Source organism: Megasphaera hominis, assembly GCF_014269395.1.
In the GTDB taxonomy this organism is placed as follows: domain Bacteria; phylum Bacillota; class Negativicutes; order Veillonellales; family Megasphaeraceae; genus Megasphaera; species Megasphaera hominis.
On sequence record NZ_JACOGK010000006.1, the window covers coordinates 1 to 26,307 of the forward strand.

Below are 26,307 nucleotides of genomic sequence, written 5' to 3' on the forward strand. Positions count from 1 at the left end.
TACTTCTCCAAGTTGATTCCCTCCATGAATCTGTTGAAAACCAACACCGGATCGCAAATATCCAGAAAATCTGAAATATATAGTGGCAAAATTGCCTGTTTTGGTTTAGAATAATTAGTGGTTGAATTTTTCATTGGTTATGTAAATTTTACCACAAAAGGAGGTCCGCTGACTCGAAAGAGTCGGTGGACCTCCTTTGTTATTTGGGTCTGTGTTATTTCACAGCCCCACGGACGGACTTATTTATTTTTTAATTCCAAGGCCGTTTTGATCAGGCCTTTAAAGAGCGGATGCGCTTTTGTCGGGCGGGATTTAAATTCCGGATGGAACTGGCAGCCTACGAAATAGGGGTGATCCGGTAATTCTACGATTTCTACCAAACGGTCGTCTGGCGAAGTACCGGAAATAATTAAGCCTTTGCTGGTCAATTCTGTGCGGTATTTATTATTGAATTCCCAACGATGACGATGGCGTTCATAAATCAGGTCCTGGCCGTACACTTCCCGTGCCTTTGTGCCTTCTACAAGTTTGCACGGATAAAGGCCCAAACGCATAGTGCCGCCTTTTTCTTCTACATCGACCTGATCCGGCATGAGATCGATAACCGGATACTGGGCGTCTTCATGGAATTCCGAGCTCGTAGCATTCTTCATGCCGGCTACGTTTCTGGCAAATTCCATCACGGCGCACTGCATGCCCAGGCACAGGCCCAGGTACGGAATCTTGTGTTCCCGTGCATACTGAACCGTCTTGATTTTCCCTTCTACGCCACGGTTACCAAAACCGCCGGGAACGACGATGCCGTCCATGCCTTTGAATACTTCAGCCAAATCTACGCCATCTTCTTCCAAGGTTTCCGAATCGATCCATTTAATGTGAACGTTCGTCTTATAGGCATAGCCTGCATGGCTGAGTGCTTCGGCAACACTGAGGTATGCATCGTGCAGGGCTACGTATTTACCGACGAGGGCAACGTTGAGGTCGTGTTCCGTATGATAAATGGCATAGACCATTTTTTTCCAGTCTTCCATGTCGCACGGTTTATTGGGCAGGTCAAGCTTTTCCAAGACAATGCGGTCCAGTCCTTCGTCAGAAAGCAGGAGCGGTACTTCATAAATGCTGTCGAGGGTTTTATTTTCGATAACGGCTTCTTTATCAATATCGCAGAACAGAGCCAGCTTATCTTTCATTTCATCCGACAAGGGCCGTTCTGTACGGCAAACGATGATATCCGGCTGAATGCCAATACCGCGCAGTTCTTTGACACTGTGCTGTGTCGGTTTTGTCTTCAATTCGCCGGCAGCGCCAATGTACGGTACCAGTGTAACGTGAATGTAGAGCACGTCGTTACGGCCGACTTCCTTCTTGATCTGACGGATTGCTTCGAGGAACGGCAGGCTTTCGATATCGCCTACAGTACCGCCAATTTCCGTAATGACGACATCGGCATTATCGTCATCCCCTACGCGATATACACGTTTTTTAATTTCATTGGTAATGTGGGGAATGACCTGGACGGTGTGGCCCAAATAATCGCCGCGCCGTTCTTTCTGCAGTACAGACCAGTAAATTTTACCGGTCGTAACGTTAGAGTTCTTGCCCAGGTTAATGTCGATAAAGCGTTCATAATGACCTAAATCCAAATCTGTTTCCGTGCCATCATCGGTAACAAATACTTCCCCATGCTGATACGGGCTCATAGTTCCGGGATCCACGTTGATATACGGATCAAATTTCTGAATCGTGACCTTAAAACCACGGTTTTTCAGCAGACGCCCTAATGCTGCTGCCGTAATACCTTTACCTAACGATGAAACAACCCCGCCTGTGACAAATATGTATTTAGCCATAATTCCTCCCTGTTGAGCCTGAGTGCTCATAGACTTCAGATAACATGCTGTACAAAAGTACTCGCCCTCTGCGATAAAATGTACACTACATTATATTACATTTTTTCCGGTGCGGAAACCCCTAAAATACCGAGACATGCGGCAATAGTAATCCGCACGGCTGTAACCAGTGCTAATCTGGCCTTTTCCAGTTCCTCATCTTCCTGTATAATCCGGCAACGGTTATAGAAATTATGGAACAGGCTGGCCAGTTCATAAGCATAATGGGCAATCCGGTGAGGTGCCCGTTCCCGGGCAGCAATCGTAACTTCTTCCGGGAAAGCCGCCATTTTCTTAATTAATTCCAGTTCCTGTGGTTCCTGAAGCTTATCCAGTGCCACAGCGGACCAATCGGCCGGCAATGCGCCGCCTTTTTCCTTCAGTTGCTTGTAAATACTGTAAATCCGGGCATGGGCATACTGGATGTAATACACCGGATTTTCATTGCTGTGCGACTTGGCCAGGTCGAGGTCAAAATCGAGCTGTGTATCGAGAGACCGCATGATGAAGAAATAACGGGCTGCATCGGTGCCTACTTCTTCGATCAGCTCATTCAGTGTAATGGCCTGACCCGTACGCTTACTCATCTTGACAGGCTTGCCATCGCGGAAGAGGCTGACCATCTGCAGGAGCAGTACTTCCAGCTGCTTCGGATCATAGCCTAAAGCTGCCATGGAAGCCTTGACGCGGGCGACGTAGCCGTGATGATCGGCACCCCAGATGTTGATCATCTTCTTAAAGCCCCGTTCATACTTATTCTTGTGATAAGCAATGTCAGCCGCCAAATAGGTCGGCACACCATTATCACGGATAATGACGCGGTCTTTATCGTCGCCATATTCCGTAGAGCGGAGCCACAAGGCGCCATCCTTTTCATAGGCCTTGCCACGGGCCTTCAATTCTTCACAGGCCGCCTGGATTGCAGCCGGATGCAGGGTCCGTTCGCTAAACCACTGGTCATACTGGACATTGAAAACGGCCAGATCGTGTTTCAGTGCTTTCAATTTTTCTGCATACGCCCGGTCCTTAAAATAGGTCAGCCGTTCTGCTTCCGGCATGGATAAATAGGCATCGCCATCCTGATCGATAATGGCCTGCGCCGTGTCGATGATATCGTGGCCGTGATAGCCGTTTTCCGGTATTTCCGAGGGCTTGCCGAGAAGTTCCAAATAGCGGGCGTTGACCGAAGCAGCCAGGTTATCCATCTGGTTGCCAGCGTCATTAATATAGTATTCGGCCTGCACGTTATAGCCGGCCTTGCGCATGAGGTTGACAAGGGCACTGCCATAGGCGGCGCCACGGCCATGCCCTACGTGCAGCGGTCCCGTCGGGTTGGCACTTACATATTCGACCTGTACCGTATCATCTTCCCGTACAGGTGCCTGGCCATAGGTTTCACCGGCAGCCAGAATCTGCTGTAACGTGTCGTAAATGACCGTGTGGTTTAAGAAAAAGTTAATAAAGCCGGCACCGGCAATTTCTGCATGGTTCAACCAGGGATACTCCATCTGGTCAACGATCGCCTGGGCGATCAGCTTCGGTGCTTTGTGAGCAACACGGGCAGACTGCATTGCTATATTCGTTGCGAAATCGCCAAATTCTTTCTGCGGTGGTACTTCCAGGCTGACCTCAGGATAGTCCCCGGCCGGCAGCGTACCTGCCTGTACAGCCTGTGCCAATGCGTCTTTAATTCCCCGCTTCAGTAATTCTTTTATTTCCATGTCGTCTTGTCCTCCTGCACCGTAATTGTCAATTGATTATAAATCGCACCCATGCCGGTGATGGTTACGTCAAACTCGATTTCAATCGTGCCTATGCCATCTACGAGCTGTACCCGGCAGGCGTAGGTCTTGATGATGAGCAGCGTCCGTCCCAAGGGCGTATCATACCAGGACGTCGTTTCCATGCCTGGCCGGAATTCCTGCCGTTGCTGCATGGCGCCGGTCCGCAGCACACAGACCGTCCCGTCCGCTAGTACCTTGATGGTCGTAGTCACGCCTTCTAAACTACTAATGGCGCTTTCCTTATACACAATATACTGGGACCGTTCCTTCTTATAGTACTTTCCCTCGGAAACCAGTTCCAGTGTTTGTGATTCACCCTTTTCGTCTCGCTGCAAGCTTTTAATGCTTACGATAATCGGTTTCACGCGTTTCCAACCTTTCCTTACCATTAACAACTTAATGTTACTATTATATATCAAGCGTCCAAAAAAATAAATAAAAAAATTATGAATGTTTAAGACAGTATATTTAAAACATTTGTTCTCTGTTTTTTTCAAAAAAAGAGCAGGGTAATCCGGACAGCTCCGGCTTACCCTGCGTCTTACATATGCAGGCCTTCTTTTAATTTTGCAAAAATCTTTTCTTCTTCCTCTGTCAGCGTACGTCCTAAATCGATCTGCAGCTCTTCACCATTGCTGCGGGCCTTTTCTTCTTCATGGGGATCGCCGCTTTTGGCAGTATTGTCGCGAATGATCATCGTATACGCCTCCTTTCCGTGCCTCTATTATATCATAAAAACGCTGCCTTTCCAGCAAAAAAGCCACCTCAACGAGGTGGCTTTCACTATTTTTGCCAAACAGATCAGATAAGCGTATCCGGATCCGGATAGGCCTTTACACTTTCGGCAATCTTATCTGCCATTTCGTCAAGGAGACCTTCATCGTCATCACGCAGGGACGATTTGATATCCATGGACGGATCCAGGAGTTCGCAGCATTTAAACTGGTTTTCTACATAATCGACCATGGTCTTGTACGCAGCCGAAGCCCAGCTGTGGTTGGCCATGACGGCAATGGTACGGTTCTGGAACATGAGCGTCTGCAGGTCGTGGAGGAAACTTTCCATAGGCAGGAAGAGATTCAGGTTATACGTCGGTGCAGCAATAACCATATGGCTGTATTCCCAGGCCTTTGCTGTAATGTAAGACGAGTGATTTTTGGATACATCGTACAGGCGTACATCCTTAACGCCGCGGCGGCTCAGTTTATTAGCCAGAATTGAAACGGCACGGGCTGTGTCTCCATAGATGGAAGCAAAGGCGATGACGACGCCTTTCTTTTCCGGTACATATTTAGCCCAGTGGAGGTGCTTATCAATAATATATTTAATCGTATCCGGTGTACGATAGACAACGCCGTGGAGCGGGCAAATGAAATCGAGCGGCATATTGGCAGCCTTCTGCAGGACGCGGACGACCTGCGGGCCATATTTGCCGACAATATTGACATAATAGCGGCGGGCCGATTCCAGATAATTTTCTTCAAAATCAACCTGGTCAGCGTAGATGTTCCCTACGGTACCAAACATGCCAAAGGCATCAGCACTGAAGAGCATATGGTCAGTCAGATCATAGGTCATAATAACTTCCGGCCAATGAACCATAGGTGCTTTAATGAACTGCAGGGTATGTTTGCCCAGGCACAGCTGATTGCCTTCCTTAACCGGCAGGTAATTATCCGGATAGGGGTGACGATAGAACTGTTCAAAAAGTTTAAACGTCTGGGGCTGGCCGACAATTTTGACGTCAGGATATTTTTCGATCAGGGCCAAGGCTGAGCTGGCATGGTCCGGTTCCATATGCTGAATAACGAAATAGTCCAGTTTGCGGCCGTGCAGCAAGTGTTCTACATCTTCCAAAAATTCATCGCGGCAGCTCTTATCCATCGCGTCGATAACGCACGTTTTTTCATCGTCAAAGAAATACGAGTTGTACGTTACGCCTTCGGGAATCGGAAAAATCCGTTCAAACATTGCGGATGTAAAATCGTTGCACCCCATCCAGTATACACCATTCTTGAGTTCTTCTACTAAATACATGCTAATGTGCCTCCTTTTATTCGTTACAGGTACTGCTGATCGTTTGCCATACCTATCATACCATGTTTGTAGCTAAGAATAAATATCCAGGCAAAATTGATCTGCCCTATTTGTCGCTTTTTGTCTTGTCTGTCGTCTTGGCCTTATTCTGGTCACTGCTCTGGCCGGATTTGTCCGCTGCGCTTTCGCCCCGGACGGTATCGGCTTCGCCGCTCGTCGTCCGGCTGGTCTTATCGGTATCCTGTGCCGCCAGATCATCAGCCCGTTGTTGTTCTTCTGACACCTGGCTCTTGGTACTTCTGTCCGTGGCTGCCGGACCGCTGGCCAGGGATTCGGCTTCCTGAATTAAGTGCAGGAGTTCGTCGCGGTCGGCCTGGGATAAGCCCTTACTATCGTCGAGCAGGGATTTAACCTGGCTGGCCAAATCTTCTGCCTGCGAGCGGGCACCGCTGCGGCTGACACGGCCTGACTGGTAGTTGCGGTTTAAATCGCGCAGGGCGCTGGCAATTTCCAGCGTCTTGGTCCGCACCTTGCTCATGGCCAGTTCATCGTCACGCTGTTTCTTGGCGTCTGCATCGTGAAGCTTCTTATCTTCTTCCCTGTTTTCCAGCAATTCTTCCTGCTTTTGCTGGGATACCTTCGCCAAGGCTTCTGACGTAATGTGGGTACCTGTATAGTATTCATAGCCCATATAGCCCAAAATCAAAAGGGGAATAAAAAGGACGAGGATTTCTAAACGGCGCATATGGGCTGCCCGTTTCCAGCTGATCGTATTCCTGCGCCGGATTTCCATAATCAGGACGACGACCAAAATGGCTACGATGGCAAATAAGGCCACATAAATAGCCAGTTTATGCCACACCGTCGCCTGCAGGCTGACTTTGGACGGCGACGAATTTTTCAGGTTCCACATGTATGTGCTGCCCTGTTCATCCGACTTGGCCGCGTTGCTTTTTACATTGGTGCCTGACGGGAAGGAAATGATATATTCCAAATCGACACCATTTTCTTCCATAGGCGTACCCAGACGTAAATCGGCAATGCTGTTGGGCGTGTAATCATAATCAATATAATAGGTGGAACAAAAGAATCCATCGTGTGTCTTGTGGACGATATGGTCTACAGAGCTGCGGTTTGCCCCGTCTTTGGTAATGGTTTTCATAGCCCGGAAGCCTTCACCATTGCCATTGTCATAGTCCATAATCGTGTAATTACGCTTCTGGAATTCATCGGCATCAGCCCGCAGTTTTTTCTGGCCCGCTGCTGTTTCCGATACTTTCAGCACATCCTGGGTTTCACTGCCATCGTCGTGAATAATCGTTTGTGCCCGAAAGCCGGAAAGCAGTAAAAAGGAACAAGCCAGAATCACTGTCAGTCCCAGTTTCAGATAGGTTTTCATGCGTATCGTTTCCTCCATCATCATTCTTCCTTCGGTGGTACCATTCCCGTTTCGACAAGAGACTTTTTATTGGCCGTCTTTGTCTTGTCCTGCCCTTGCTGTTTAGCCCGGGCTGCTTCCATGGCTGCGCCGTTGCTCGAAGATTCAATGGGTATGCCATTGACATAAATCCCTTCGATGACGCCCAGCCCATGTTTAATCCGGATACTGGCCAGGACACTATCGTTCGGAGCAATATCGTAGATACCGTCTGACTTATCCGGAGCAATGCGATAACGGTCAAAGCCAACCTGGAACTGTACCTTCCCATCATGGAAGGCTACGACCTTGGCTTCCATATAATCGCCGCCGATTAACGGCTTAGAAGCAGAAGCCCCCTTGATTTCCATGAGGCCCTGGTCATTACGCGAAATATGTACATAAATCGTTTCCTGTTCTTCCGGCGGATCCGCATCAAGCCAGGTCGTCGTATCTTCCGGAAAGACGACACGCATATAATCCGTGCCAAAGCCGGATAATTCCAGGCGGGGTACACACTGCCACTGATAGGGAATGCCATCGACAGTGATATTGTGCCAGCGCCAGCCAAAATAACCGAGTGCCCCGAGCTGTATGACAGCTGCCAGGAAAAATACACCCCAGCGAAATCCCCGGCCTGGCGAAAAGGTCAAATTGGGTACTTTCATTTTTCATTTTCTCCTTCCGTAGACCATGGCGAATGGGTAAAATGTTTTTCCCGTTTCGGTTTCGCAACCGGCGTTCCCCACGGCGAGGTACTGCCTGCCGCCGGTTTCGCTGGCTGCTGCGTCCGCGCCGCCCTTCTGGGCTGGGGCACCGTAACCTGCGGCAGGGGAATATCATCGGGATTATGAAAAACAGGCGGCACGAAATGAGACGGCTCTGTTTCCTTCTGAATGACCGAACGCGGTGCGGCCGGCACGGGTATTTCTGCTTCAGGTGCGGCTGGCTCCTGAAGTGAATCGGGCAGATGCAGTTCTTTCATCCATTCAGGAAGTTCCTCTTCCTGAAGCGGTTCCTGCGCGGAGGCTTCAGCTGGTGCTGCTTCTGTTTCTGCTACAGGCGGCGCCGCTGCCCGGCGGCGATGGCTGCTGCGCTTTTTCCGTTCACTCCGCACCGTCGTTACCTTATGACGGATTTCCGTTCTATGCCGGACCCGTTCTGCCGTATCCTTACGCTGGCGTGATGTCCGTCTGATTTGGAAGATCAATAACGCCAGAATGATAATCCCCACAACGGGAACAAGGGGCGAGAAGCTGCCGCCCCAAAAGACAGCTATAATCAGGCAGACGAGGATACTGAGGCCAAACTTCAAATGATTTGTCCGGCCGCCCTGATAGCCCTGGACCATTTCATAAAAGCCAATGGCGATCAAATAGAGCGACGATACGATTAAGGGCACAGAGGAATAGAGCCCGTTGCGCACCAAAATCGTTTCCGCTGCCAGGATCACGGGAATACCGGCATAAAGGACCGGTCCCCAAAGTCTTTTCTTTACGCCTTTTACGAGAAGTGCCAGGATGGACATAAATAAGACCACCGTTACAGCCGTCGTCGTCCAGTGGAAGCCCTGTATATCGGCCACACCATACCAGGAAGCCGGCAAGGCCGAAATGAGCAGGGAGCCCGCAGCGGCACAACGGCCAAACCAGCGGAACGGCACACCCCAGGCCTTGCGGATATCGATGGAATACCCCGTCAGCATAATAGCAACAGCCAGCGTTGCCAGCAGCAGGAACGGAATATACGCCGAGTCCAGCGCTGCCAGTCCAAAGGCCGCAAAAACCGTAATAGTAATCGTCCAGGAATAGATAGCCAGGCGTACTTCATCCTGATTTTTTTGCAAGAGCCGGTAAAAAGGAACCAGCACTACCAGGAGCACCCAAATGAATGCCGCGCCGCCGGGAGCATCGACGGGACCGCCAATGGCAGCCCAGCAAAGAACAGCCAAGGCGTATACGACAACCAGGCAGACTGAGCGTAACAGATAGATAGCCGGCAGGCATAACAAGGCACAGACCACCAAAAAAGACGCCGTATCCCAGCCTACGTAAAAGGTCTGTTGGGCCACGGCCACGACACTGCCGACAACCAGGGCGTGGACTACGGCAACGAGCTCACCGACCCAGGTTCCCTGGCGATCGCGAAACATAGCAAAGCCTACACTGGCCTGCGATAAGAGCAAAAACACGGCAGCCGTAACGATACGTGCTGTCGGACTGATCTGATACCATAGAGATGAAATAATCCAGATCAGGACCATCCCGGCAATAGAACCGCCGACAATAGCAATAATACTTAAAAGAGGGACGGAAAAGGCCGGTCCTGCAGGCAGTGTCTGACGTATCTGCTGCCCCGCTTCCGCCGAAATCCATCCTTTATGTATCCACTCACTCAGCTGTTCTTCCAGCCATTTTTTATCCGTTTTTCCCATGATTCTATTGCCTCCCAGGCAGATTGCGTACGTTTTATTCTTCATGTATTCCCATATACACGTATATCTACATCAGTATATCACAAAAAACAAAAATCCCATACGAAAAAAAGGCCTTGTCTGCATAATTTACAGTCAAGACCTTTTAGAGACAATTTATACCGGCTTATTTTACGATTAATACCGGGCAAGGAGCATGCGTAACGACATAACTGCTGACAGACCCCATGAACAATCCCTTCAGTGGCCCGAGGCCGCGGCTGCCCATGACAATCAGATCGGCTTCGTACTTTTTCGCAACAGAAAGTACAGCCGGTCCCGGCGAACCTACTTCAAAGACGCTCTTTACTTCCACATCCTGGGGAATTTCCTTAGAAAATTCTTCCAGCACGCCTTTCCCTTCTTCTTCCATATCCAAGGCTACCTGTTCCGTTACATAGCCACTGGCATTCGGAATCTGATCGAAATTAGAAATAACCGATACGATATTTGCTACATATACGAGCGTAATCGATGCCTGCATCGAAGTTGCCAGCAGTACGGCGTGTTCCAATGCCCGTTTGGAGTTTACTGACCCATCGGTAGGAACGACAATATTTTTGTAAGCTTTCATGGTAATCCCTCCTGTCTTACCTTAACTATATATGTTATATATTCGCTGTTTCCCCTTTTTTTCCTGCTTTTCCTGTACGAATTCAGTAAAATATTTACAAGTATTTCTTTTTTGATAGCTACTATCTTCTTTTTTCTGTCAGTACATATATTTCCTTATATATAACGAACCGGAAAAATACATTTCAAGTCATTATTAGCTTCTTTTCGATATGTACAAATATGCATAGCAAAGAGACTCTCTCTTATGTTATAATAAACTTGCATACGTTATAGACCCATCGTGCATCAATCGAACAGAAGAAATACCAACCTATAGCTGCCTGGTTATTTTCTGACGTTTTCCCTTATTCATTGCATCACAGAAACAAGCCATTGACAGCAATTTGTCTGCATTTCTTTGTTCACAAAATCCACAATAAGAAAGGTGATTGATATGACAAAACTATGCAGAATACTGTTGGGGTCCTTAACCTGGCTTACGCTTAGTGCCTCGCCGGTATTCGCAAACGAAGCGGCTCACGAAATGGTTAATCAGGTACTACCCGTATGGAGTGTCATTCCTTTTGTAGGTATGCTCCTCTCGATTGCCATCATCCCCTTGATTAAAGGCGACTGGTGGGCAGAAAACATGAAGTGGGTGTCTCTCGCCTGGTCCCTCGTATTCCTCATTCCCTTTTCCTTCGCCTATGGGGCTGGAGAAGGTGCGTTCCGGTTACTGGAATCGGTACTGCTCGACTATATTCCGTTCATCGTGCTCCTCTACGGCCTCTTTGTAACGGCCGGCGGGATTGTTATTAAAGGTACTATGACCGGTACGACGAAGGTCAATGCACTCTTATTGCTCATCGGTACGGCCCTGGCCAGCTGGATCGGCACAACCGGTGCTGCTATGCTCATGATCCGGCCTTTGATCCGCGCCAATGCCTGGCGGAAAAAGAAAGTACATCTCATGGTCTTTTTCATTTTCCTCGTTGCCAATATGGGCGGCTGCCTGACACCGCTTGGCGATCCGCCTTTGTTCATGGGCTTCCAGCGTGGCGTTCCCTTTACGTGGACGTTCCATCTGTTCCCTATTCTGGCATTCAACCTGATTCTCTTGTTTGCCGTGTTCATGCTTCTCGATCATCATTATTATAAGAAAGAACTGGCTGAAGGCCGTTCGCCTCTGGATATGCAAAAAGAAGGGGAAAAAGAACCCATTCGCATTGAAGGAGCCCATAACCTCATTTTCATTGGCATGATCATTTGCGGCGTATTGGCCAATGGCATGCTGCCCGAATGGATTCCTGCTTTTGCCAACGGTGCAGGCATTCATGTCTATGACGAAATCGTCTTCCCCTATGCTACCTTAGCTGAAGTCGTCATCATTCTCGTAGCGGCACTGCTTTCCCTGAAGACGACACAGGAACACACACGGGCCCTGAACGAATTTACCAATGGCCCGATCATCGAAGTAGCTACGCTCTTCATCGGTATCTTCATTACCATGATTCCGGCCCTGATGCTGCTCAAAACCCATGGTGCCGAATTAGGCATCAACCAGCCGTGGCAAATGTTCTGGGCAACAGGCGCCCTTTCATCCTTCCTTGACAATACACCGACCTATCTCGTTTTCCTCCAAACGGCCGGTTCCCTTGGGGCTACGACAGGGATCGTCACATCTGTCGGTACGGTTTCTCAGATCATGCTGGAAGCAATTGCTGCCGGTGCCGTTTTCATGGGTGCCAATACGTATATTGGCAACGCGCCGAACTTTATGGTTAAAGCCATTGCTGAAGAAAACAATATCAACATGCCCAGCTTCTTTGGCTATATGGCCTGGTCCAATGCTATTTTGATCCCGACGTTTATTATCGACACGTTTGTGTTTTTCCTCTTATTCTTATAATTATATTTGCTAAAAAATACAGCAATAGAAAAGGCACCGTGCATGGTGCCTTTTCTATTGCTGCAAAAAGGAATATAATAAAAAAGGCGGTTCCCGCAGGAACTGCCTTCTCTTTGGTGATCCACCCGAGATTCGAACTCGGGACACCCTGATTAAAAGTCAGGTGCTCTGCCAACTGAGCTAGTGGATCATGGCTGGCAGGGGTAGCTGGATTCGAACCAGCGCATAGCGGAGTCAAAGTCCGGTGCCTTACCACTTGGCTATACCCCTATGGGGCGAGTATAGGGACTCGAACCCTAGCGTAACGGAGCCACAATCCGCCGTGTTAACCACTTCACCATACCCGCCATATTATCGCTATCAGCTAATGTGTGAGCGCTGATAACGTAGATTATTTTATCATCCGCCTTCACTAATGTCAATACTTTTTTTCAATCTTTTTTATTTATTTTGTATTTGCTTATCTGTATCTATTCTAAATTGATAATCTCTATTTTATCTATGCATTTTCTGTAGCATTGGCCACTTCCGCTTTTTCTATAATATGGTAAAATATATCATAGACTAATTTTATCATCTATACTAATATTATTTACATGGTACAGGTTACCATCAGAATTATATGTGAGGTACTCTATGAAAGATTTACTCCATATCGGCATCGATATTGGCTCGACGACAGTAAAAATTGCCGTTCTCGACAATTTAAAGCACTGCCTCCACGCCTGCTATGTCCGCCATTATACGGATATCCGGCAGAAGGTATGGGATCTGCTCGAAAACGCCTATGAAATATTCGGTGACCGTCAAATCACAATGGCCATTACTGGCTCCGGCGGCATTGCCCTGGCAGACTATCTGGGTATTACCTTTATCCAGGAAGTAATTGCCGGTACCAAAGCCGTCCGCACGTATCACCCGCAGTCCGATGTCATCATCGAATTGGGCGGTGAAGATGCGAAAATCACATACTTAACCGGCGGCAATGAACACCGTATGAACGGGAACTGCGCCGGCGGTACAGGCGCGTTCATCGATCAGATGGCTACGCTCCTGCACACCGATGCCAGCGGCCTCAATGCCCTGGCAGAAAAAGCAGATACGCTCTATCCGATTGCAGCCCGCTGCGGCGTTTTCGCCAAGACGGACGTACAGGCCCTCATGAACGACGGTGCCAGCAAGGAAAACGTAGCTGCCTCTGTCTTCCAGTCTATTGTCTTGCAGACTATTACCGGCCTGGCCTGCGGCCGCCCGATTCGCGGTACAGTGTGCTTCCTCGGCGGGCCTCTGACCTTCCTGCCCCAGCTGCGCAAGCAGTTTGCAGAAACGTTGCACTTGACGCCGGAACAGGTCGTAGCACCGGAAAACGCCCAGGTCTATGTGGCCATTGGCGCTGCCCTCGGCAGTTTCCAGGAAAAGCCCCTATCCTTCATGAATCTCATGGGCCAGCTGCGCAATGTAGACGAATCGTCCCTGGCCAAATCAGACCGCGTTGAACCGCTCTTTGCTTCGCAGGCGGAATTCGATGAATTCCGTTCCCGTCATGGCCAGCACACCATTCCCAGCGGCGATCTGGCCGCCTACAGCGGCCCGTGCTATCTTGGCGTCGACGCCGGCAGCACGACGATCAAGGTCGTCCTCCTCAGCGAAGACAATAAGATTCTCTATTCGCACTACCAAAACAACGAAGGCAGCCCCTTGGCTGCTGCCAAAAAGATCATTACGGAAATTTACAGCCTCATGCCGCCTGGTGCCTTCATTGCCAAAGCCGGTATTACCGGGTATGGCGAATTTCTTTTGAAGGAAGCGCTCCATCTCGATTTAGGTGAAGTAGAAACGATCGCCCACTATCAGGCAGCGGCCCATTTCTGCCCGGATGTTGATTTCATCCTCGACATTGGCGGCCAGGATATGAAGTGCAGCCGGCTGAAGGACGGCCATATTGAAGACATTCTCCTCAACGAAGCGTGCTCTTCCGGATGCGGTTCCTTCCTCGATACGTTTGCAAAATCCCTGAACTTATCGATTCAGGATTTTGCTAAGGCAGCCCTCTTTGCCGAAAGCCCGATCGACTTAGGCTCGCGCTGCACAGTCTTCATGAACTCCAAAGTCAAGCAGGCCCAAAAGGAAGGAGCTACGCTGGCTGACATTTCTGCAGGTCTTTCCTATTCCGTTATTAAAAACGCCCTATATAAAGTAATTAAAGTAAAAGACCCGGAAAAATTAGGCAAGCACATCGTCGTCCAAGGTGGTACCTTCTACAACGATGCCGTCCTGCGGGCCTTTGAAAAGCTCTTGGGACGGCAGGTCATCCGTCCGGCCATTGCCGGCCTCATGGGGGCCTTTGGCATGGGCCTCATCTGCAAGGATGCCTATCACCGAGATCATGTCCGTTCGACGGTTCTCTCACCGGAAGAACTGAGCCAGCTCAAGGTAACGACATCGATCCGTCATTGCGGCTTGTGCACCAATAACTGCCTGCTTACGGTCAACACCTTTAACGACGGCCGCTCCTTCATTACAGGCAACCGCTGCGAACGCGGTGCAGCCGGTTCGTCCGGACAAAAGCACAAGGTTCTGCCCAATATGTACAAGGTGAAATATAACCGCCTCTTCAATCACTACAAGCCCTTGGCAGCAGAAAACGCACCACGTGGTACCGTCGGTATTCCCCGCGTGCTCAATATGTATGAAGACTATCCGTTCTGGTTCACCTTCTTTACCAAATTGGGCTACCGCGTCGTCCTGTCTGACCCCTCTTCAAAGAAGATTTTCCAGAAGGCCATGGATACGGTACCGTCCGATTCGGCGTGCTATCCGGCCAAGCTCGTCCACGGCCATATCGAAAACCTGCTGGAAAAGAAAGTAGACCGTATTTTCTATCCCTGCATCCAGAACGGGCCGAAGGAAGGCAGCAAGGATAATACCTTTAACTGCCCCATGGTCATGAGCTATCCGGAAGTCATCCGCAACAACATGGCTGAACGGCTGAGCGACACCAATACGCTCTATCTTTGCCCCTTCCTGCCGCTTAACGATAAGGACCGCATTGTCCCCCGTCTGCAGGAAGAACTGCGCGTCTGGGGCCTCGGTAAGGACGAAATCAAGAAAGCCTGCCAGGCCGCCTGGCAGAAAGAAACAGACTATAAAGAACAATATTATGCTATGACCAAGGCAGCTCTCGATATGCTGGAAAAGAAAGGCGAACGGGGCATCGTCCTGAGCGGCCGTCCCTATCACGTCGACCCGGAAATCAACCATGGTATTCCGGAGCTCATCAACAGCCTCGGCCTGGCCGTCCTCACAGAGGATGGTGTAGCGCCCTTGGGCCAGTTCCCGGGCCACCTGCGCGTCGTCGACCAGTGGTCGTACCACTCGCGCCTCTACCGGGCTGCCCAGTATGTACAGCAACATAAGAACCTGGAATTGGTCGAACTGAACTCCTTCGGTTGTGGCCTCGACGCTATCGTTGCCGACCAGGTGCAGGATATCCTGGCCCACGGCCATAAGATCCACACACTGCTGAAAATCGATGAAGGCTCGAACCTCGGTGCCATCCGCATCCGTCTCCGTTCGCTCCTCTTCGTCATGAATCACCGCCAGCCCGTGACGGTAAAACCGGAACCTTATTCCTACACGAAGGCCATCTTCACCAAACAGAATAAGGCCGATAACGTCATCCTGGCACCGTCTATGACACCGATTCATTTCCCGCTCTTTAAGCCTGCCTTCGACCATGAAGGCTACCGCGTGGAAATGATCCCCCACCAGGGACAAAAGGCTATCGATACAGGCCTGGCTTACATTCACAACGACGCCTGCTATCCGGCTATCATGTCCTTAGGCCAGATCATAACGGCCTTAAAGTCCGGCAAGTATGATTTAAAACATACGTCCGTCATGATTTCCCAGACTGGCGGCTGCTGCCGCGCCACGAACTACATCGGCATGATCCGCAAGGCCCTGACCGATGCTAACCTGGGCGACGTGCCCATCCTATCCCTGAACATGAAGGGCATGAACAAGCAGCCCGGCTTCCAGCCGAGCATCGGCTTCTGGCATAGACTGGTCATGGGTATGATTTACGGCGATGCCCTGCAGCAGGTACTCTACCGCACGCGGCCTTACGAAAAGGTCAAAGGTACGGCAGAAGCCCTCTTCAAAAAGTGGCAGGATAAATGCACAGTCGATCTTGCCCACGCCGATCGTCATACCTTCGTAAAAAATATCCGTGCCATGATCGATGAATTTGACCACATCGACATGACCGATGAAAAGAAGCCGCGTATCGGTCTGGTCGGGGAAATTTACGTCAAGTTCCACCCCATTGCCAATAACCACATCGTACGCATGATTGAGGAAGAAGGGGGCGAAATCATCGTCTCCGGCCTGGCTGATTTCTTCTTCTACGGCCTCCTGGATGACCAGTTCCGTCATAAATATCTTTCCGGCAGCTGGTGGTCCAGCTTCAAGAGCAAGTCTCTCGTCAAGCTCCTGGAATGGTATCGTAAGCCCTACCGGGAAGCCGTCGCCCAAAGCGCCCATTTCGATCCGATCACATCCATTTACGACATTGCCGATGAAGCCAGGAAGTTCCTGTCCCTTGGCCATGAAGCCGGCGAAGGCTGGTTCCTCACAGGCGATATGATCGATCTCATTCACCGCGGTGCCCGCGACGTCGTATGCCTCCAACCTTGGGCCTGCCTGCCGAACCACGTCACCGGCAAGGGCATGATCAAGACCCTGAAGGCGGCCTTCCCGGAAACGAATATCGTCGCCATCGACTATGACCCCAGCGCCAGCTCGGTCAACCAGACAAACCGTCTCAAGCTGATGCTCACGTCGACCTTTGAAAATATTCGTGAACCGCTGAATACAAGTGAAAAACCGACTCTGCCATTTCTCAAAGGCGTCCATTTGAATGAAGCCTTAAAAGAATAAGCGCCGAAGGGCTGCTTCTCCCGTTAGAGAAGCAGCCCTTTTTACTTTTTAATCGATTCTATATTGATATATATTCTATTTTTATGTTATTTCCAGACTGTAAAGTACCCGGTCTGGCCAAATTCCCTTATATTTTGCATTGCCCAATTGCGGGAAAGATTTTATAATATGAATATTCTTTTATTTATCTATTTTCTTTGTATCAGGAAGGAGTTTCAACATGGAAAATGAAAATGGGTTCCTTAACCGTCTGTTTCATTTGACAGCGAACGGAACCACCGCCAAGACAGAAATGCTTGCCGGTATTACCACCTTTATGACAATGGCCTATATTCTGGCCGTCAATCCTTTGATCATGAGCACGACAGGTATGGATAAGGGTGCCGTCTTGACGGCTACAGCTATCGCTTCCTGTCTGGGTACTATCTTCATGGCAGTCTTTGCCAACTATCCCTTTGCCTTAGCCCCCGGTATGGGCCTGAACGCCTTTTTTGCCTTTACCGTCGTCATGCAGATGGGTTATTCCTGGCAGATGGCTTTAGCCGCCGTTTTTGTTGAAGGTATTATTTTTATCGTTTTATCCCTGACCAACGTGCGTGAAGCTATCTTTAATGCCATTCCGATGACCCTGAAAAAAGCAGTTTCTGCCGGGATTGGCCTCTTCATTGCCCTCATCGGCCTCTTGAACGCACAGATCATCGTCGCCAATCCGGCCACGAAAATTTCCTTGTTCTCCTTTACTCATTCTGTCGAAACGGGCACCTTCCACACCGTTGGGATTACCGTCCTCTTAGCCATGATCGGCATCCTTTTCACATCGATCCTGATGGTAAAAAAAGTCCGCGGCAATATTCTCCTGGGCATCCTGGGCACGTGGATTCTGGCCGTAATTTGTGAAGTGACAGGCCTCTACGTTCCCAATCCGGAACTTAAGATGTTCAGCGTCATTCCCGACGTTTCTGCCGGTCTCGCCTCCTTTATGCCGGCCAGCCTGAGCCCGATTTTCATGCAGCTCGACTTCAGCCGCGTTTTCAGCATCGATTTTCTCATCGTCATGTTCGCCTTTCTCTTTGTCGATATTTTCGATACCCTGGGCACGCTCATTGGCGTTTCCTCCAAGGCCAACATGCTCGATGAAAACGGCAAGCTGCCCCACATTAAAGGCGCTCTCCTGGCTGATGCCGTAGCGACGACCGTAGGTGCCGTCATTGGCACGAGTACGACGACAACTTTCGTGGAAAGCGCTACCGGCGTCAGTGAAGGCGGCCGTACAGGTCTTACTGCCATTACCGTTGCCGTGCTCTTCCTCCTGTCTCTTTTCTTATCGCCGATTTTCCTTTCCATCCCGGCCTTCGCTACATCGCCGGCCCTGGTTGTCGTCGGTTTCCTCATGCTTTCCTCTGTAGCCGGCATCGACTTCTCTGATTTTTCCGAATCTATTCCGGCCTATATTACGATTATTGCCATGCCCTTCTGTTACAGCATTTCAGAAGGTATTTCCTTCGGCGTCATCTCCTATGTCGTCATCAATCTGCTTACAGGCAAGCGCGAAAAGATCAGTCCGCTCATGTATATCCTGGCAGTCCTCTTCATCTGCAAGTACATTATCCTGTAACGCCTAGAGGTATTACAAAAAATCCCGCCCTGAATAAGGCGGGATTTTTTTTATGGCGACAGCGTTTCATACGCCTTGCGCCACTGGGCTTCTTCATCAGCCGGCGCGACCGGTGGCCGTTCCTGTTCCGCTACGACGTCGGCAGCCACACGGGCCATGGCCTTAGCCCCAAGGGCCGCCTGCTGCAAGGCGTATTCACTGCCGGCTGCACAGGCAAATTCCGGCGTATGGCCGGATATATGATAGCCAATACAGAGACTGGGCTGGCTCGTACGCGTCACCTGGCTGACATTGCCCACATCCGTTGAGCCTTCTGCATAGTCATCGTCTTTGACGTCAAACTCTTCGCCAAGTTCACTGAAGGCTTCGGCAAAATAGACATCCAAACGCGGGTCGTTAACCATATCCTTAAGGAGTGGTTCATAATGAACCATCGATAAGGTCGTGCCATGCCGGTCGGAAACTGCCTGAGCCAGAGCCCGGATGGCCGGCAGCATGGTCCCTTCCAGATAGTCTGCCTTCATGGCCCGGATGGTCGCATGCAGGACTGCCCTGTCGGGTACAATATTTGGCGCCGTACCGGCTTCCGTAAAGATGATGCCGATAATATGACGCTCTGTAAATTCCTTTTCTTTTTCTTTTAAGGCCTGGTAAAAATCGACGGCCGCATCAAGGGCGTTAATGCCATGGTAGTCGGGATCTGCCACGTGAGCCGGTTTGCCCGTAAAGGCAAATTCCAAGGGATGCGTAGCGTAGGATGTACCGCCCAGAGCCGTCTTATCTTCACCGGGATGGATGATGAGTGCTGCCGTGAGGCCGTCAAAAACGCCTTGGGCACTCATGTACTCCTTGCTGGCCGCCGTTTCTTCTGCCGGACAGCCGTAAACATGAATTGTCGCCACATCGGCTGCTACTGCGGCAAAGGCCAGGGCAGCGCCGACACTCATGGCTGCAATCAGGTTGTGGCCGCAGCCATGGCCCAGTCCCGGCAGGGCATCGTATTCGGCTAAAAAGCCGATCTGCACAGGCCCCGTGCCATACGTCGCCTGAAAGGCCGTAGGAAACCGTTCGGGCACACAGTCCGTTACGGTAAAGCCCGCCTCTGCCAGTACGTGCCGCAAGTACCGGGCAGCCAAATATTCCTTTTCTCCCAGTTCCGGATGCGCATGAAGATAGGTTGCAATCTGCCGGATCAGCGTTTCATGTGCCTCTACCCACTGGTCGCTTTCTTGTTTCATTACCTTGCTATCGATCATATATCCTCCAAAATAAGGGACACACTATCTGCCGTCACCCGTAAGGTTGCCGGCCGGCCCAGGGGCAGCCAGCCGTTGGTCTTGCCATGCCCGTAGGGCAGGCCGCAGGCTGCCGGTTTACCCCAGCGCCGGGCATAATAGGTCAATACGTCCCGTACTGTAAATTCGCCGGCTTCCGGCTCAACAGGCGTACAATGAACAAATTCGCCAAAGACAACAGCCTGCACGCGGCTGATCAGGCTGGACTGTTCAAACTGGCGCAGCATGCGGTCCAGGGAATAGGCCTCTTCACCGATTTCCTCGAGAAAGAGAATGTCTCCCGTTCCGTCGAGACCGTTAGGGGTGCCCGTCAGGTTGGCCAGGAGCATCATATTGCCGCCTGTCAGGTTGCCATGAACCGTTCCTTCTACGAGCGGCTCTAAGACCCACCCGGGCGGCAGCGTTATCGGGCCGGGCAAAGCCGGCTCAGTAAGGCCCGCAGCAAACTGTGCAAACGTATACGGCGTCGCCGCACCACCCAGATTCATGAGCATCGGTCCATGGATGGTTGCCAGGCCACAGCGCTGGCGCAGGGCCGTGTGGAGAGCCGTAATATCGCTGAAGCCGATGAAGAGCTTCGGCCAGGCTGCAATGGTCTCATAATCGAGGAGCTCCAGCAAACGGGCTGCACCATAGCCGCCGCGCAGGCAGAGGATACCGTCAATAGATGGGTCAGCAAAAAAGCGGTTAATATCCCGGGCCCGCACCTCGTCCGTACCGGACAGATAGCCGTACTCTTGACCGACAGAAGGGGCGCAGACCGGCTCAAGGCCCAGAGACTGAAGATACGCCAGGCCTTCTTCAAAGCGTGCCTTTTCTACCGGTGCCGACGGAGCCACAATGCCGATACGGGCACCGGGCCCCAAAGGCTGTCCTAAGGTATTCATCTATTTTGTATCTCCCTTCTTATCAATATAGGCCTCTTTTAAATCAATAAGGCCCAAGGGGCTCCAATGATAGCCCTTTACATACGGCTGTGCTACATAAGGCTGGGTCGTGTAGTAAATGGGAATGATGACGCAGTCGTCGAAGAGGATTTTCTCCGCTTCGTGCATATACTGCATCCGCACTGCCTGGTCACTCGTTTCTTTCGCTTGCCGGATCAGACGGTTATAGTCTTCGTTGTGATACTTTGCATCGTTATCGGCATCGGCAAAGACGTCGAGGAAGGTCATAGGATCGGCATAGTCGGCAACCCACGAAGCCCGGGCGACCTGGAAATTCCCTTCCATCCGCGAGGCCAGGTATACCTTCGATTCCTGATTCGTAAGGCCTGCGTGCACGCCCAGATTTTTCTGCCACATAGCCTGGACCGCTTCGGCTACAGCCTTATGCATTTCATTGGTATTAAACAAAATCGTCACTTCCGGCAGTGTTTCCGGCGTATAGCCGGCCTCCTGCAGGAGCTGTCGTGCCTTTGCGGCGTCTTCATGCTGCAAAGGGCCGCCTTCGGCGCGGAAATCCTTGCCCGTAGCCGTATCGGTAATGCCTGGCGGCACCCAGGCGTAGGCAGCCTCCTTGCGGGCCCGGACGATATGCTCTACCAGTCCCTGCCGCTCCATGGTCAAGGCAAAGGCGCGGCGGATGCGCACGTCATCAAAGGGCTTTTTCTGCACGTTAAAAACGTAGTAATACGTACCTAAATACGGTGCTACACGGTAAAGGCCCAACGCTTCCAGCCGGTCCTGATCGGCCGGTGGCGGTTCTACCATGAGGTTGGCCTGACCGCTTTCGACGAGACGCAGGCGCGTGGCCTGAGATTCACTGATAGGAAATTCCAGGCGTTCTGAACGCACATGGGCCTGATCCCAATAGTTGGGATTCCGTTTGACGTTTATTTCACTAGAGTGGACCCATTTGGTAATCACAAACGGGCCGCAGCCTACGAGGCCGGCCGCATCAGACGCCCACGTATCGGGCTTTGCTTCAACGAGCCAGCGCGGTACAGGGTAGTAACAATGAAGGGCTGTCAAAGTCAGAAAATAGACCGTCGGATCCTTCAGGCGTACTTGCAGGGTCTGATCATCCAAGGCTTTGACACCGACTGTATCGGCTGTCGCTTTTTTCTGATTGTACGCTTCTGCCCCTTCTATAGGGAAGAGCATGTACGCATTTTGTGAAGCCACTTCCGGATCGACGACGCGCTTCCACGAGTATTCGAAGTCCTGTGCCGTCAGCGGCGTACCATCGCTCCACGTAAGGTGCGGCCGCAAATGGAAGGTATAGACCTTGCCATCAGGAGAAATGTCCCAGCTTTCTGCCAAAGCCGGCTGGGGCTGATTATGTTGATCGAGACGCGTCAAGCCTTCAAAAAGTTCTGCCTGCACATTCGCTTCAGCGAGACTCGTCGTCATACCCGGGTCGAGGCTGGCCGGTTCGGCTTCCAGGGCATAGCTGACCGTATCGGTCTTAGGCTGACCGGCACAGCCAGCCAGCAAGGAGACCGCCGCAAAGGCAATCAGTAAGAAGAGGCTTAGCTTTTTCATACAGCGTCACCTCTCTTAGCAAAGTGGCAGGCTGCTAAGCGGCCGCCGCCCAAATCCCGCAAAAGGGGCACTTCCTTCCGGCAGCGTTCCTGTGTGTAAGGGCAACGGGGATGAAATACGCAGCCCGGCGGCGGAGCTAACGGACTTGGCACTTCCCCGGCCAGGACATCGTGCCGGCGATAGTGCGGGTCCGGCCTGGGAATGGCCGCTATCAGGGCCTGTGTATAGGGATGACGCGGGTCGTGATACAGTGCATCACTCGGGCCGAGTTCGACCAGGCGGCCCAAATACATGACGCCAATGCGCTGGCTCAGGTGATGTACCATTGCCAGGTCATGGGCAATAAACAGATAAGACAGGCCCCGCTCGTGCTGCAACCGTTGCAGCATATTGACAATCTGCACCTGGACGGATACGTCCAGGGCCGAAATAGGTTCGTCACAAAAGATGCATTCCGGCGAAAGAGCCAGGGCCCGGGCAATTCCGATACGCTGGCGCTGGCCACCGCTGAATTCATGGGGATAGCGCTGGGCCGCTTCAGCCGGCATATCCACCTCTTCCAGGAGAGCTGTCACGCGGCAGCGCAGGTCTGCCTTATCCCTCTCCAGGTGGTAATTGCGCAGCGGCTCAGCGACGATGTCTTCGACGGTCATGCGCGGATCCAGAGAGGCATAGGGATCCTGAAAAATCATCTGTACGTGCCGCCGGAAGGCGCGGCCTGTAGCCTCATCGTCGACGGACTTTCCTTTATAAAGAATCGTCCCGGACGTCTTAGGATAAAGGCCCAGGACGGTCCGGGCCAGTGTCGATTTGCCGCAACCCGATTCACCGACGAGGCCTACTGTTTCCCCGGCAGCCAAGGACAAGGAGACATCATGGACAGCCGTCAGCTGCCGCACAGGACGGCCCAGCCAGTCACGGTCGACGACAAAGGTTTTCGTTACATGCTGCATATCGATCAGTGCCATGCGCATTCCTCCCGTTCCGGACAAAGGAGCCAGCACGCAGCCCTGTGCCCTGTCCCTGTTGTATAGTAAGGCGGTACCTGACGCTTGCAGATCTGCATAGCCTGACGGCAGCGCGGATAAAAGCGGCAGCCCGTCGGCATATGGAAGAGATCCGGCGCCTGACCGGCAATTCCCGTCAGGATTTTATCTTTATGGGCCGGGTCCGGCAGCGACGCCAGGAGGCCCTGCGTATACGGATGCGCCGGTTCATCAAAAATAGCTTCTACCGGCCCTTCTTCGACGACACAGCCGGCGTACATGACGTAGACACGGCGGCACATTTGGGCAATGACGCCCAGATTATGGGAAATAAGGACGACGGCCATCTGCCGTTCTGCCTGTAAACTCCGCAGGAGCTGCAACACTTGTGCTTCTGTCGTCACGTCGAGAGCTGTCGTCGGCTCATCGGCAAAGAGGAGGCGCGGCGAACAGGCTAAGGCCATGGCAATGAGACAGCGCTGGCGCATGCCGCCCGAAAGCTCATGCGGATACTGGTGCAGCCGTCTTTCCGGTGAAGTAATACCAACCTCACGTAAAAGTGCTGCAGCTTCCTGGTCTGCATCAGACCGTGACAGGTGCTGATGCAGCGTCAGTCCTTCGCGGATCTGGCTGCCAATGGACAAGACAGGATTGAGAGCCGTCATAGGATCCTGAAAGACCATGGCCATCTCCCGGCCGCGCAAGTGGTTCATTTCCTTTTCCGTATAGCCTTGAATTGCTTCGCCATCCCAGGTAATGGTGCCGGACGAATAGATAGTCGTCGCTGCCGGCAGAAGGCGCATGACGGCATGGGCCGTAACAGACTTGCCGCAGCCCGACTCGCCGACGATGCCGACGGTTTCGCCTGCGTCTACGTGCAGCGTTACGTCATGAGTCGCTGCCAGTATTCCCCGGTACGTACGGAAAGAAATAGAAAGATTTTGTACATCGAGTAACGTCGCCATCAGCCTGCCTCCTTCTGGTTCTGCGGATCCAGCGCATCGCGCAAGCCGTCACCGAGAAACATAAAGCCCAGCATGGTCAGGCAAAGAGCCGCTGCCGGAAAAATCAGCTGGAAGGGGAAGGAACGCATGCTGTTGATGCCTTCCGACGTGAGAACGCCCCAGCTGGCCATCGGTGCCGAAACGCCGAGGCCGATAAAGCTCAGGAACGCTTCTGTAAAGATGGCGTCCGGAATAGATAGGGTCAGCGTGACGATGATCGGGCCCACACAATTGGGAATCATGTGCCGCCATAGAATCTGCCAGGTTGAAGCGCCATACGAGCGGGCGGCCATGACGTAGTCCTGTTCCTTCAGGCTGAGAATCTGGCCACGTACGATACGTGCCATATTGAGCCAATAGGAAATACCCAGGGCCAAATAAATATTGAGCAGGCCCGGCTTAAAGACTACCATGAGGAGAATGACATATAAGAGCATGGGAATCGAATACAACACGTCGACGATATGCATCATGATACGATCCGTCTTGCCCCCGGCCAAGGCCGCAAAGCCGCCGTACAGAACGCCGATAAAGAGATTGATCAGGCTGGCGGCAAAGCCAATGGAAAGGGATACGCGGGCCCCGTAGAGGACGCGCACCAAGAGATCCCGTCCGAGAGAGTCCGTGCCAAACCAATGGGCTGCCGACGGCCAGGCGTTGGCCATGGACAGATCCTGATCGGCATAGGAATAGGACGAAAAGAGGGGCCCAAACAGGGCGATGACGGTCATGACGATGACAATGGCCAGGCCCCATAGGGCCAAGCGGTTTTTCTTCATTTGCCGCCAGCCCCGTTCCCGGAGCTTCTGCGGCGGCACGTAAATTGCTTCCCGATCTTGCGGGCGCAACGGTGCGAAATCGCGGCTGTCCATATTATCCCTTCCTTTCTGTCTTAAGTGAAATTCTCGGATCGAGAAGCGGATAGATGAGATCGATGAGAAGATTCAAGAAAATAATCAAAAAGCTGTAAAAAATCGTAATTCCTAAGATAACCGTGTAATCCCGGTTGTAAATACTCGTTACAAAATGCTGGCCCAGGCCGGGAATGGCAAAGATCGATTCGACGATAAAGCTCCCCGTCAAAAGCGATGCCGCCAAGGGGCCCAAATAGCTGACTACAGGCAGCAGGGCATTGCGTAAGGCGTGATGGCATAAGAGCGAGCGCGTGCTCACGCCGCGGGAACGGGCTGTTTTGATATAATCCTGCGAGAGCGTATCGAGGATACTCGACCGGGTCAGGCGCATGATAAAGGCTGTCGGATGGGCTGCCAGGGCCAGCGCCGGCAAGACCGCATAGGCCGGTCCCTTCCACATGGCTGCCGGCAAAACCGGCCAGGTAAAGGCAAAGAGCTGGATTAATATAGCGGCAATTATGAAGCTCGGTACAGAGACACCCAGAGTAGCCACGAGCATGAGTGAATAGTCAAGACAGGAATTTTTCCGCCACGCCGCCAGTACTCCGGCAGTCACGCCGACGCTCAGGGCCAGACAAAAGCTGATTAAGCCGAGCTGGGCAGAAACAGGCATACTTTCGGCAATAATATCATTGACCGTCTGGCCGGGATATTTAAAGGATGGTCCTAAGTCAAGAACGGCTGCATGTTCCAAATAATCACCATATTGTGTCAGCAAGGGATCATTCAGGTGATACCGTTCTTCTACGTTGGCCAATACAGCTGGCGGCAGCTTCTTTTCTGCCGTAAAGGGGCCGCCAGGAATAGCATGCATTAAGAGAAAGGTAATCGTAATGACAGCCCAGAGAACGACGACAACACCGGCAATACGTTTTATAAGGTATAAAAACATAGGAAGTTCCTCTCTTTGAATTAGTCGTATCTCATTTATTATATGATTGTAACCGCCATTTTTCAACGGATAGCATTGAAATAGCGTATCAGTCGTACTATAATAGATAA

At 51.5% G+C, this 26,307-nt stretch carries 19 protein-coding genes and 3 tRNA genes; 3 read left to right on the forward strand and 19 right to left on the reverse strand.

The window, feature by feature from the left end; all coding sequences use genetic code 11:
• Positions 1–239: 239 nt before the first annotated feature.
• The 9 genes from pyrG to H8J70_RS02935 form a co-directional block, all read right to left on the reverse strand.
• Positions 240–1,850 carry a CTP synthase gene (gene pyrG, locus H8J70_RS02895; RefSeq protein WP_186502367.1) on the reverse strand — a complete coding sequence of 537 codons (1,611 nt, stop codon included), beginning with the start codon at positions 1,848–1,850 and terminating at the stop codon, positions 240–242.
• A gap of 95 nt (positions 1,851–1,945) precedes the next feature.
• Entirely contained in the window at positions 1,946–3,610 is a 1,665-nt protein-coding gene (gene argS, locus H8J70_RS02900; protein WP_186502368.1) for an arginine--tRNA ligase, read from the reverse strand.
• On the reverse strand, positions 3,601–4,038 hold the full coding sequence (locus H8J70_RS02905; RefSeq protein ID WP_288201698.1) for a YwiB family protein: 438 nt from the start codon (positions 4,036–4,038) through the stop codon (positions 3,601–3,603). The genes argS and H8J70_RS02905 overlap by 10 nt, the downstream gene beginning before the upstream one ends.
• Before the next feature lie 176 nt (positions 4,039–4,214).
• Complete coding sequence (locus H8J70_RS02910) at positions 4,215–4,370, reverse strand: hypothetical protein (RefSeq protein ID WP_186502370.1); 156 nt, start codon at positions 4,368–4,370, stop codon at positions 4,215–4,217.
• A 104-nt stretch (positions 4,371–4,474) separates the two neighbouring features.
• A complete protein-coding gene (locus H8J70_RS02915; protein WP_186502371.1) occupies positions 4,475–5,710 on the reverse strand; it encodes an FprA family A-type flavoprotein in 1,236 nt (411 codons plus the stop codon).
• A 106-nt stretch (positions 5,711–5,816) separates the two neighbouring features.
• Entirely contained in the window at positions 5,817–7,109 is a 1,293-nt protein-coding gene (locus H8J70_RS02920) for a hypothetical protein (RefSeq protein ID WP_186502372.1), read from the reverse strand.
• Positions 7,110–7,129: 20 nt separating this feature from the next.
• Positions 7,130–7,795, reverse strand: a complete 666-nt coding sequence (locus H8J70_RS02925) for a hypothetical protein (RefSeq protein WP_246415247.1) — start codon at positions 7,793–7,795, stop codon at positions 7,130–7,132.
• The gene (locus H8J70_RS02930; protein ID WP_186502373.1) at positions 7,792–9,561 is read right to left on the reverse strand and encodes a DUF2157 domain-containing protein; all 1,770 of its coding nucleotides are present in this window, start codon (positions 9,559–9,561) and stop codon (positions 7,792–7,794) included. The genes H8J70_RS02925 and H8J70_RS02930 overlap by 4 nt, the downstream gene beginning before the upstream one ends.
• 166 nt (positions 9,562–9,727) lie before the next feature.
• Positions 9,728–10,174 (reverse strand): universal stress protein, encoded by a 447-nt coding sequence (locus H8J70_RS02935; RefSeq protein WP_186502374.1) that lies wholly within the window; start codon positions 10,172–10,174, stop codon positions 9,728–9,730.
• Between the two features lie 435 nt (positions 10,175–10,609).
• Here H8J70_RS02935 and H8J70_RS02940 point away from each other — a divergent pair, with 435 nt between their 5' ends.
• Positions 10,610–12,064, forward strand: a complete 1,455-nt coding sequence (locus tag H8J70_RS02940) for a sodium:proton antiporter (protein ID WP_186502375.1) — start codon at positions 10,610–10,612, stop codon at positions 12,062–12,064.
• A gap of 114 nt (positions 12,065–12,178) precedes the next feature.
• On the opposite strand, the gene H8J70_RS02945 is transcribed toward H8J70_RS02940, so the two are convergent.
• The 3 genes from H8J70_RS02945 to H8J70_RS02955 all read right to left on the reverse strand — a co-directional run bounded on the left by H8J70_RS02945 (position 12,179) and on the right by H8J70_RS02955 (position 12,411).
• Positions 12,179–12,254 (reverse strand) — tRNA-Lys (locus H8J70_RS02945).
• Positions 12,255–12,259: 5 nt separating this feature from the next.
• Positions 12,260–12,334, reverse strand: a tRNA-Gln gene (locus tag H8J70_RS02950).
• A 1-nt stretch (position 12,335) separates the two neighbouring features.
• Positions 12,336–12,411 (reverse strand) — tRNA-His (locus H8J70_RS02955).
• 289 nt (positions 12,412–12,700) lie between these two features.
• Here H8J70_RS02955 and H8J70_RS02960 point away from each other — a divergent pair.
• Together H8J70_RS02960 and H8J70_RS02965 are read left to right on the forward strand one after the other, a co-directional pair.
• Positions 12,701–17,005 (forward strand): 2-hydroxyacyl-CoA dehydratase, encoded by a 4,305-nt coding sequence (locus H8J70_RS02960; RefSeq protein ID WP_186502376.1) that lies wholly within the window; start codon positions 12,701–12,703, stop codon positions 17,003–17,005.
• A gap of 220 nt (positions 17,006–17,225) precedes the next feature.
• A complete protein-coding gene (locus tag H8J70_RS02965) occupies positions 17,226–18,620 on the forward strand; it encodes an NCS2 family permease (protein ID WP_186502377.1) in 1,395 nt (464 codons plus the stop codon).
• Positions 18,621–18,670: 50 nt separating this feature from the next.
• Here H8J70_RS02965 and H8J70_RS02970 read toward each other — a convergent pair whose 3' ends face one another.
• From H8J70_RS02970 to H8J70_RS03000, 7 genes are read right to left on the reverse strand one after another with little or no spacing between them, the layout of a single operon-like run.
• On the reverse strand, positions 18,671–19,858 hold the full coding sequence (locus H8J70_RS02970) for an amidohydrolase (protein WP_425489118.1): 1,188 nt from the start codon (positions 19,856–19,858) through the stop codon (positions 18,671–18,673).
• 14 nt (positions 19,859–19,872) lie between these two features.
• Entirely contained in the window at positions 19,873–20,802 is a 930-nt protein-coding gene (locus H8J70_RS02975; protein ID WP_186502378.1) for a S66 peptidase family protein, read from the reverse strand.
• Positions 20,803–22,401 carry a peptide ABC transporter substrate-binding protein gene (locus tag H8J70_RS02980; protein ID WP_186502379.1) on the reverse strand — a complete coding sequence of 533 codons (1,599 nt, stop codon included), beginning with the start codon at positions 22,399–22,401 and terminating at the stop codon, positions 20,803–20,805. It abuts the gene before it with no gap.
• Complete coding sequence (locus tag H8J70_RS02985) at positions 22,398–23,369, reverse strand: ABC transporter ATP-binding protein (RefSeq protein ID WP_186502380.1); 972 nt, start codon at positions 23,367–23,369, stop codon at positions 22,398–22,400. The genes H8J70_RS02980 and H8J70_RS02985 overlap by 4 nt, the downstream gene beginning before the upstream one ends.
• On the reverse strand, positions 23,360–24,352 hold the full coding sequence (locus tag H8J70_RS02990) for an ABC transporter ATP-binding protein (protein ID WP_186502381.1): 993 nt from the start codon (positions 24,350–24,352) through the stop codon (positions 23,360–23,362). Before H8J70_RS02990 ends, H8J70_RS02985 begins: the two co-directional genes overlap by 10 nt.
• On the reverse strand, positions 24,352–25,263 hold the full coding sequence (locus H8J70_RS02995) for an ABC transporter permease (RefSeq protein WP_186502382.1): 912 nt from the start codon (positions 25,261–25,263) through the stop codon (positions 24,352–24,354). The genes H8J70_RS02990 and H8J70_RS02995 overlap by 1 nt, the downstream gene beginning before the upstream one ends.
• Position 25,264: 1 nt before the next feature.
• Positions 25,265–26,197: an ABC transporter permease gene (locus H8J70_RS03000; protein WP_186502383.1), complete on the reverse strand. Its 933-nt coding sequence runs from the start codon at positions 26,195–26,197 to the stop codon at positions 25,265–25,267.
• Between the last annotated feature and the right edge of the window lie 110 nt (positions 26,198–26,307).

What these genes read in the sequence shown, in the direction of transcription:
- pyrG (WP_186502367.1), bottom strand. Translation starts at nt 1,850, where the DNA reads ATGGCTAAATACATATTTGTCACAGGCGGGGTTGTTTCATCGTTAGGT.
- argS (WP_186502368.1), bottom strand. Translation starts at nt 3,610, where the DNA reads ATGGAAATAAAAGAATTACTGAAGCGGGGAATTAAAGACGCATTGGCA.
- H8J70_RS02910 (WP_186502370.1), bottom strand. Translation starts at nt 4,370, where the DNA reads ATGATCATTCGCGACAATACTGCCAAAAGCGGCGATCCCCATGAAGAA.
- H8J70_RS02915 (WP_186502371.1), bottom strand. Translation starts at nt 5,710, where the DNA reads ATGTATTTAGTAGAAGAACTCAAGAATGGTGTATACTGGATGGGGTGC.
- H8J70_RS02920 (WP_186502372.1), bottom strand. Translation starts at nt 7,109, where the DNA reads ATGAAAACCTATCTGAAACTGGGACTGACAGTGATTCTGGCTTGTTCC.
- H8J70_RS02925 (WP_246415247.1), bottom strand. Translation starts at nt 7,795, where the DNA reads ATGAAAGTACCCAATTTGACCTTTTCGCCAGGCCGGGGATTTCGCTGG.
- H8J70_RS02930 (WP_186502373.1), bottom strand. Translation starts at nt 9,561, where the DNA reads ATGGGAAAAACGGATAAAAAATGGCTGGAAGAACAGCTGAGTGAGTGG.
- H8J70_RS02935 (WP_186502374.1), bottom strand. Translation starts at nt 10,174, where the DNA reads ATGAAAGCTTACAAAAATATTGTCGTTCCTACCGATGGGTCAGTAAAC.
- H8J70_RS02940 (WP_186502375.1), top strand. Translation starts at nt 10,610, where the DNA reads ATGACAAAACTATGCAGAATACTGTTGGGGTCCTTAACCTGGCTTACG.
- H8J70_RS02960 (WP_186502376.1), top strand. Translation starts at nt 12,701, where the DNA reads ATGAAAGATTTACTCCATATCGGCATCGATATTGGCTCGACGACAGTA.
- H8J70_RS02965 (WP_186502377.1), top strand. Translation starts at nt 17,226, where the DNA reads ATGGAAAATGAAAATGGGTTCCTTAACCGTCTGTTTCATTTGACAGCG.
- H8J70_RS02970 (WP_425489118.1), bottom strand. Translation starts at nt 19,858, where the DNA reads ATGAAACAAGAAAGCGACCAGTGGGTAGAGGCACATGAAACGCTGATC.
- H8J70_RS02975 (WP_186502378.1), bottom strand. Translation starts at nt 20,802, where the DNA reads ATGAATACCTTAGGACAGCCTTTGGGGCCCGGTGCCCGTATCGGCATT.
- H8J70_RS02980 (WP_186502379.1), bottom strand. Translation starts at nt 22,401, where the DNA reads ATGAAAAAGCTAAGCCTCTTCTTACTGATTGCCTTTGCGGCGGTCTCC.
- H8J70_RS02985 (WP_186502380.1), bottom strand. Translation starts at nt 23,369, where the DNA reads ATGGCACTGATCGATATGCAGCATGTAACGAAAACCTTTGTCGTCGAC.
- H8J70_RS02990 (WP_186502381.1), bottom strand. Translation starts at nt 24,352, where the DNA reads ATGGCGACGTTACTCGATGTACAAAATCTTTCTATTTCTTTCCGTACG.
- H8J70_RS02995 (WP_186502382.1), bottom strand. Translation starts at nt 25,263, where the DNA reads ATGGACAGCCGCGATTTCGCACCGTTGCGCCCGCAAGATCGGGAAGCA.
- H8J70_RS03000 (WP_186502383.1), bottom strand. Translation starts at nt 26,197, where the DNA reads ATGTTTTTATACCTTATAAAACGTATTGCCGGTGTTGTCGTCGTTCTC.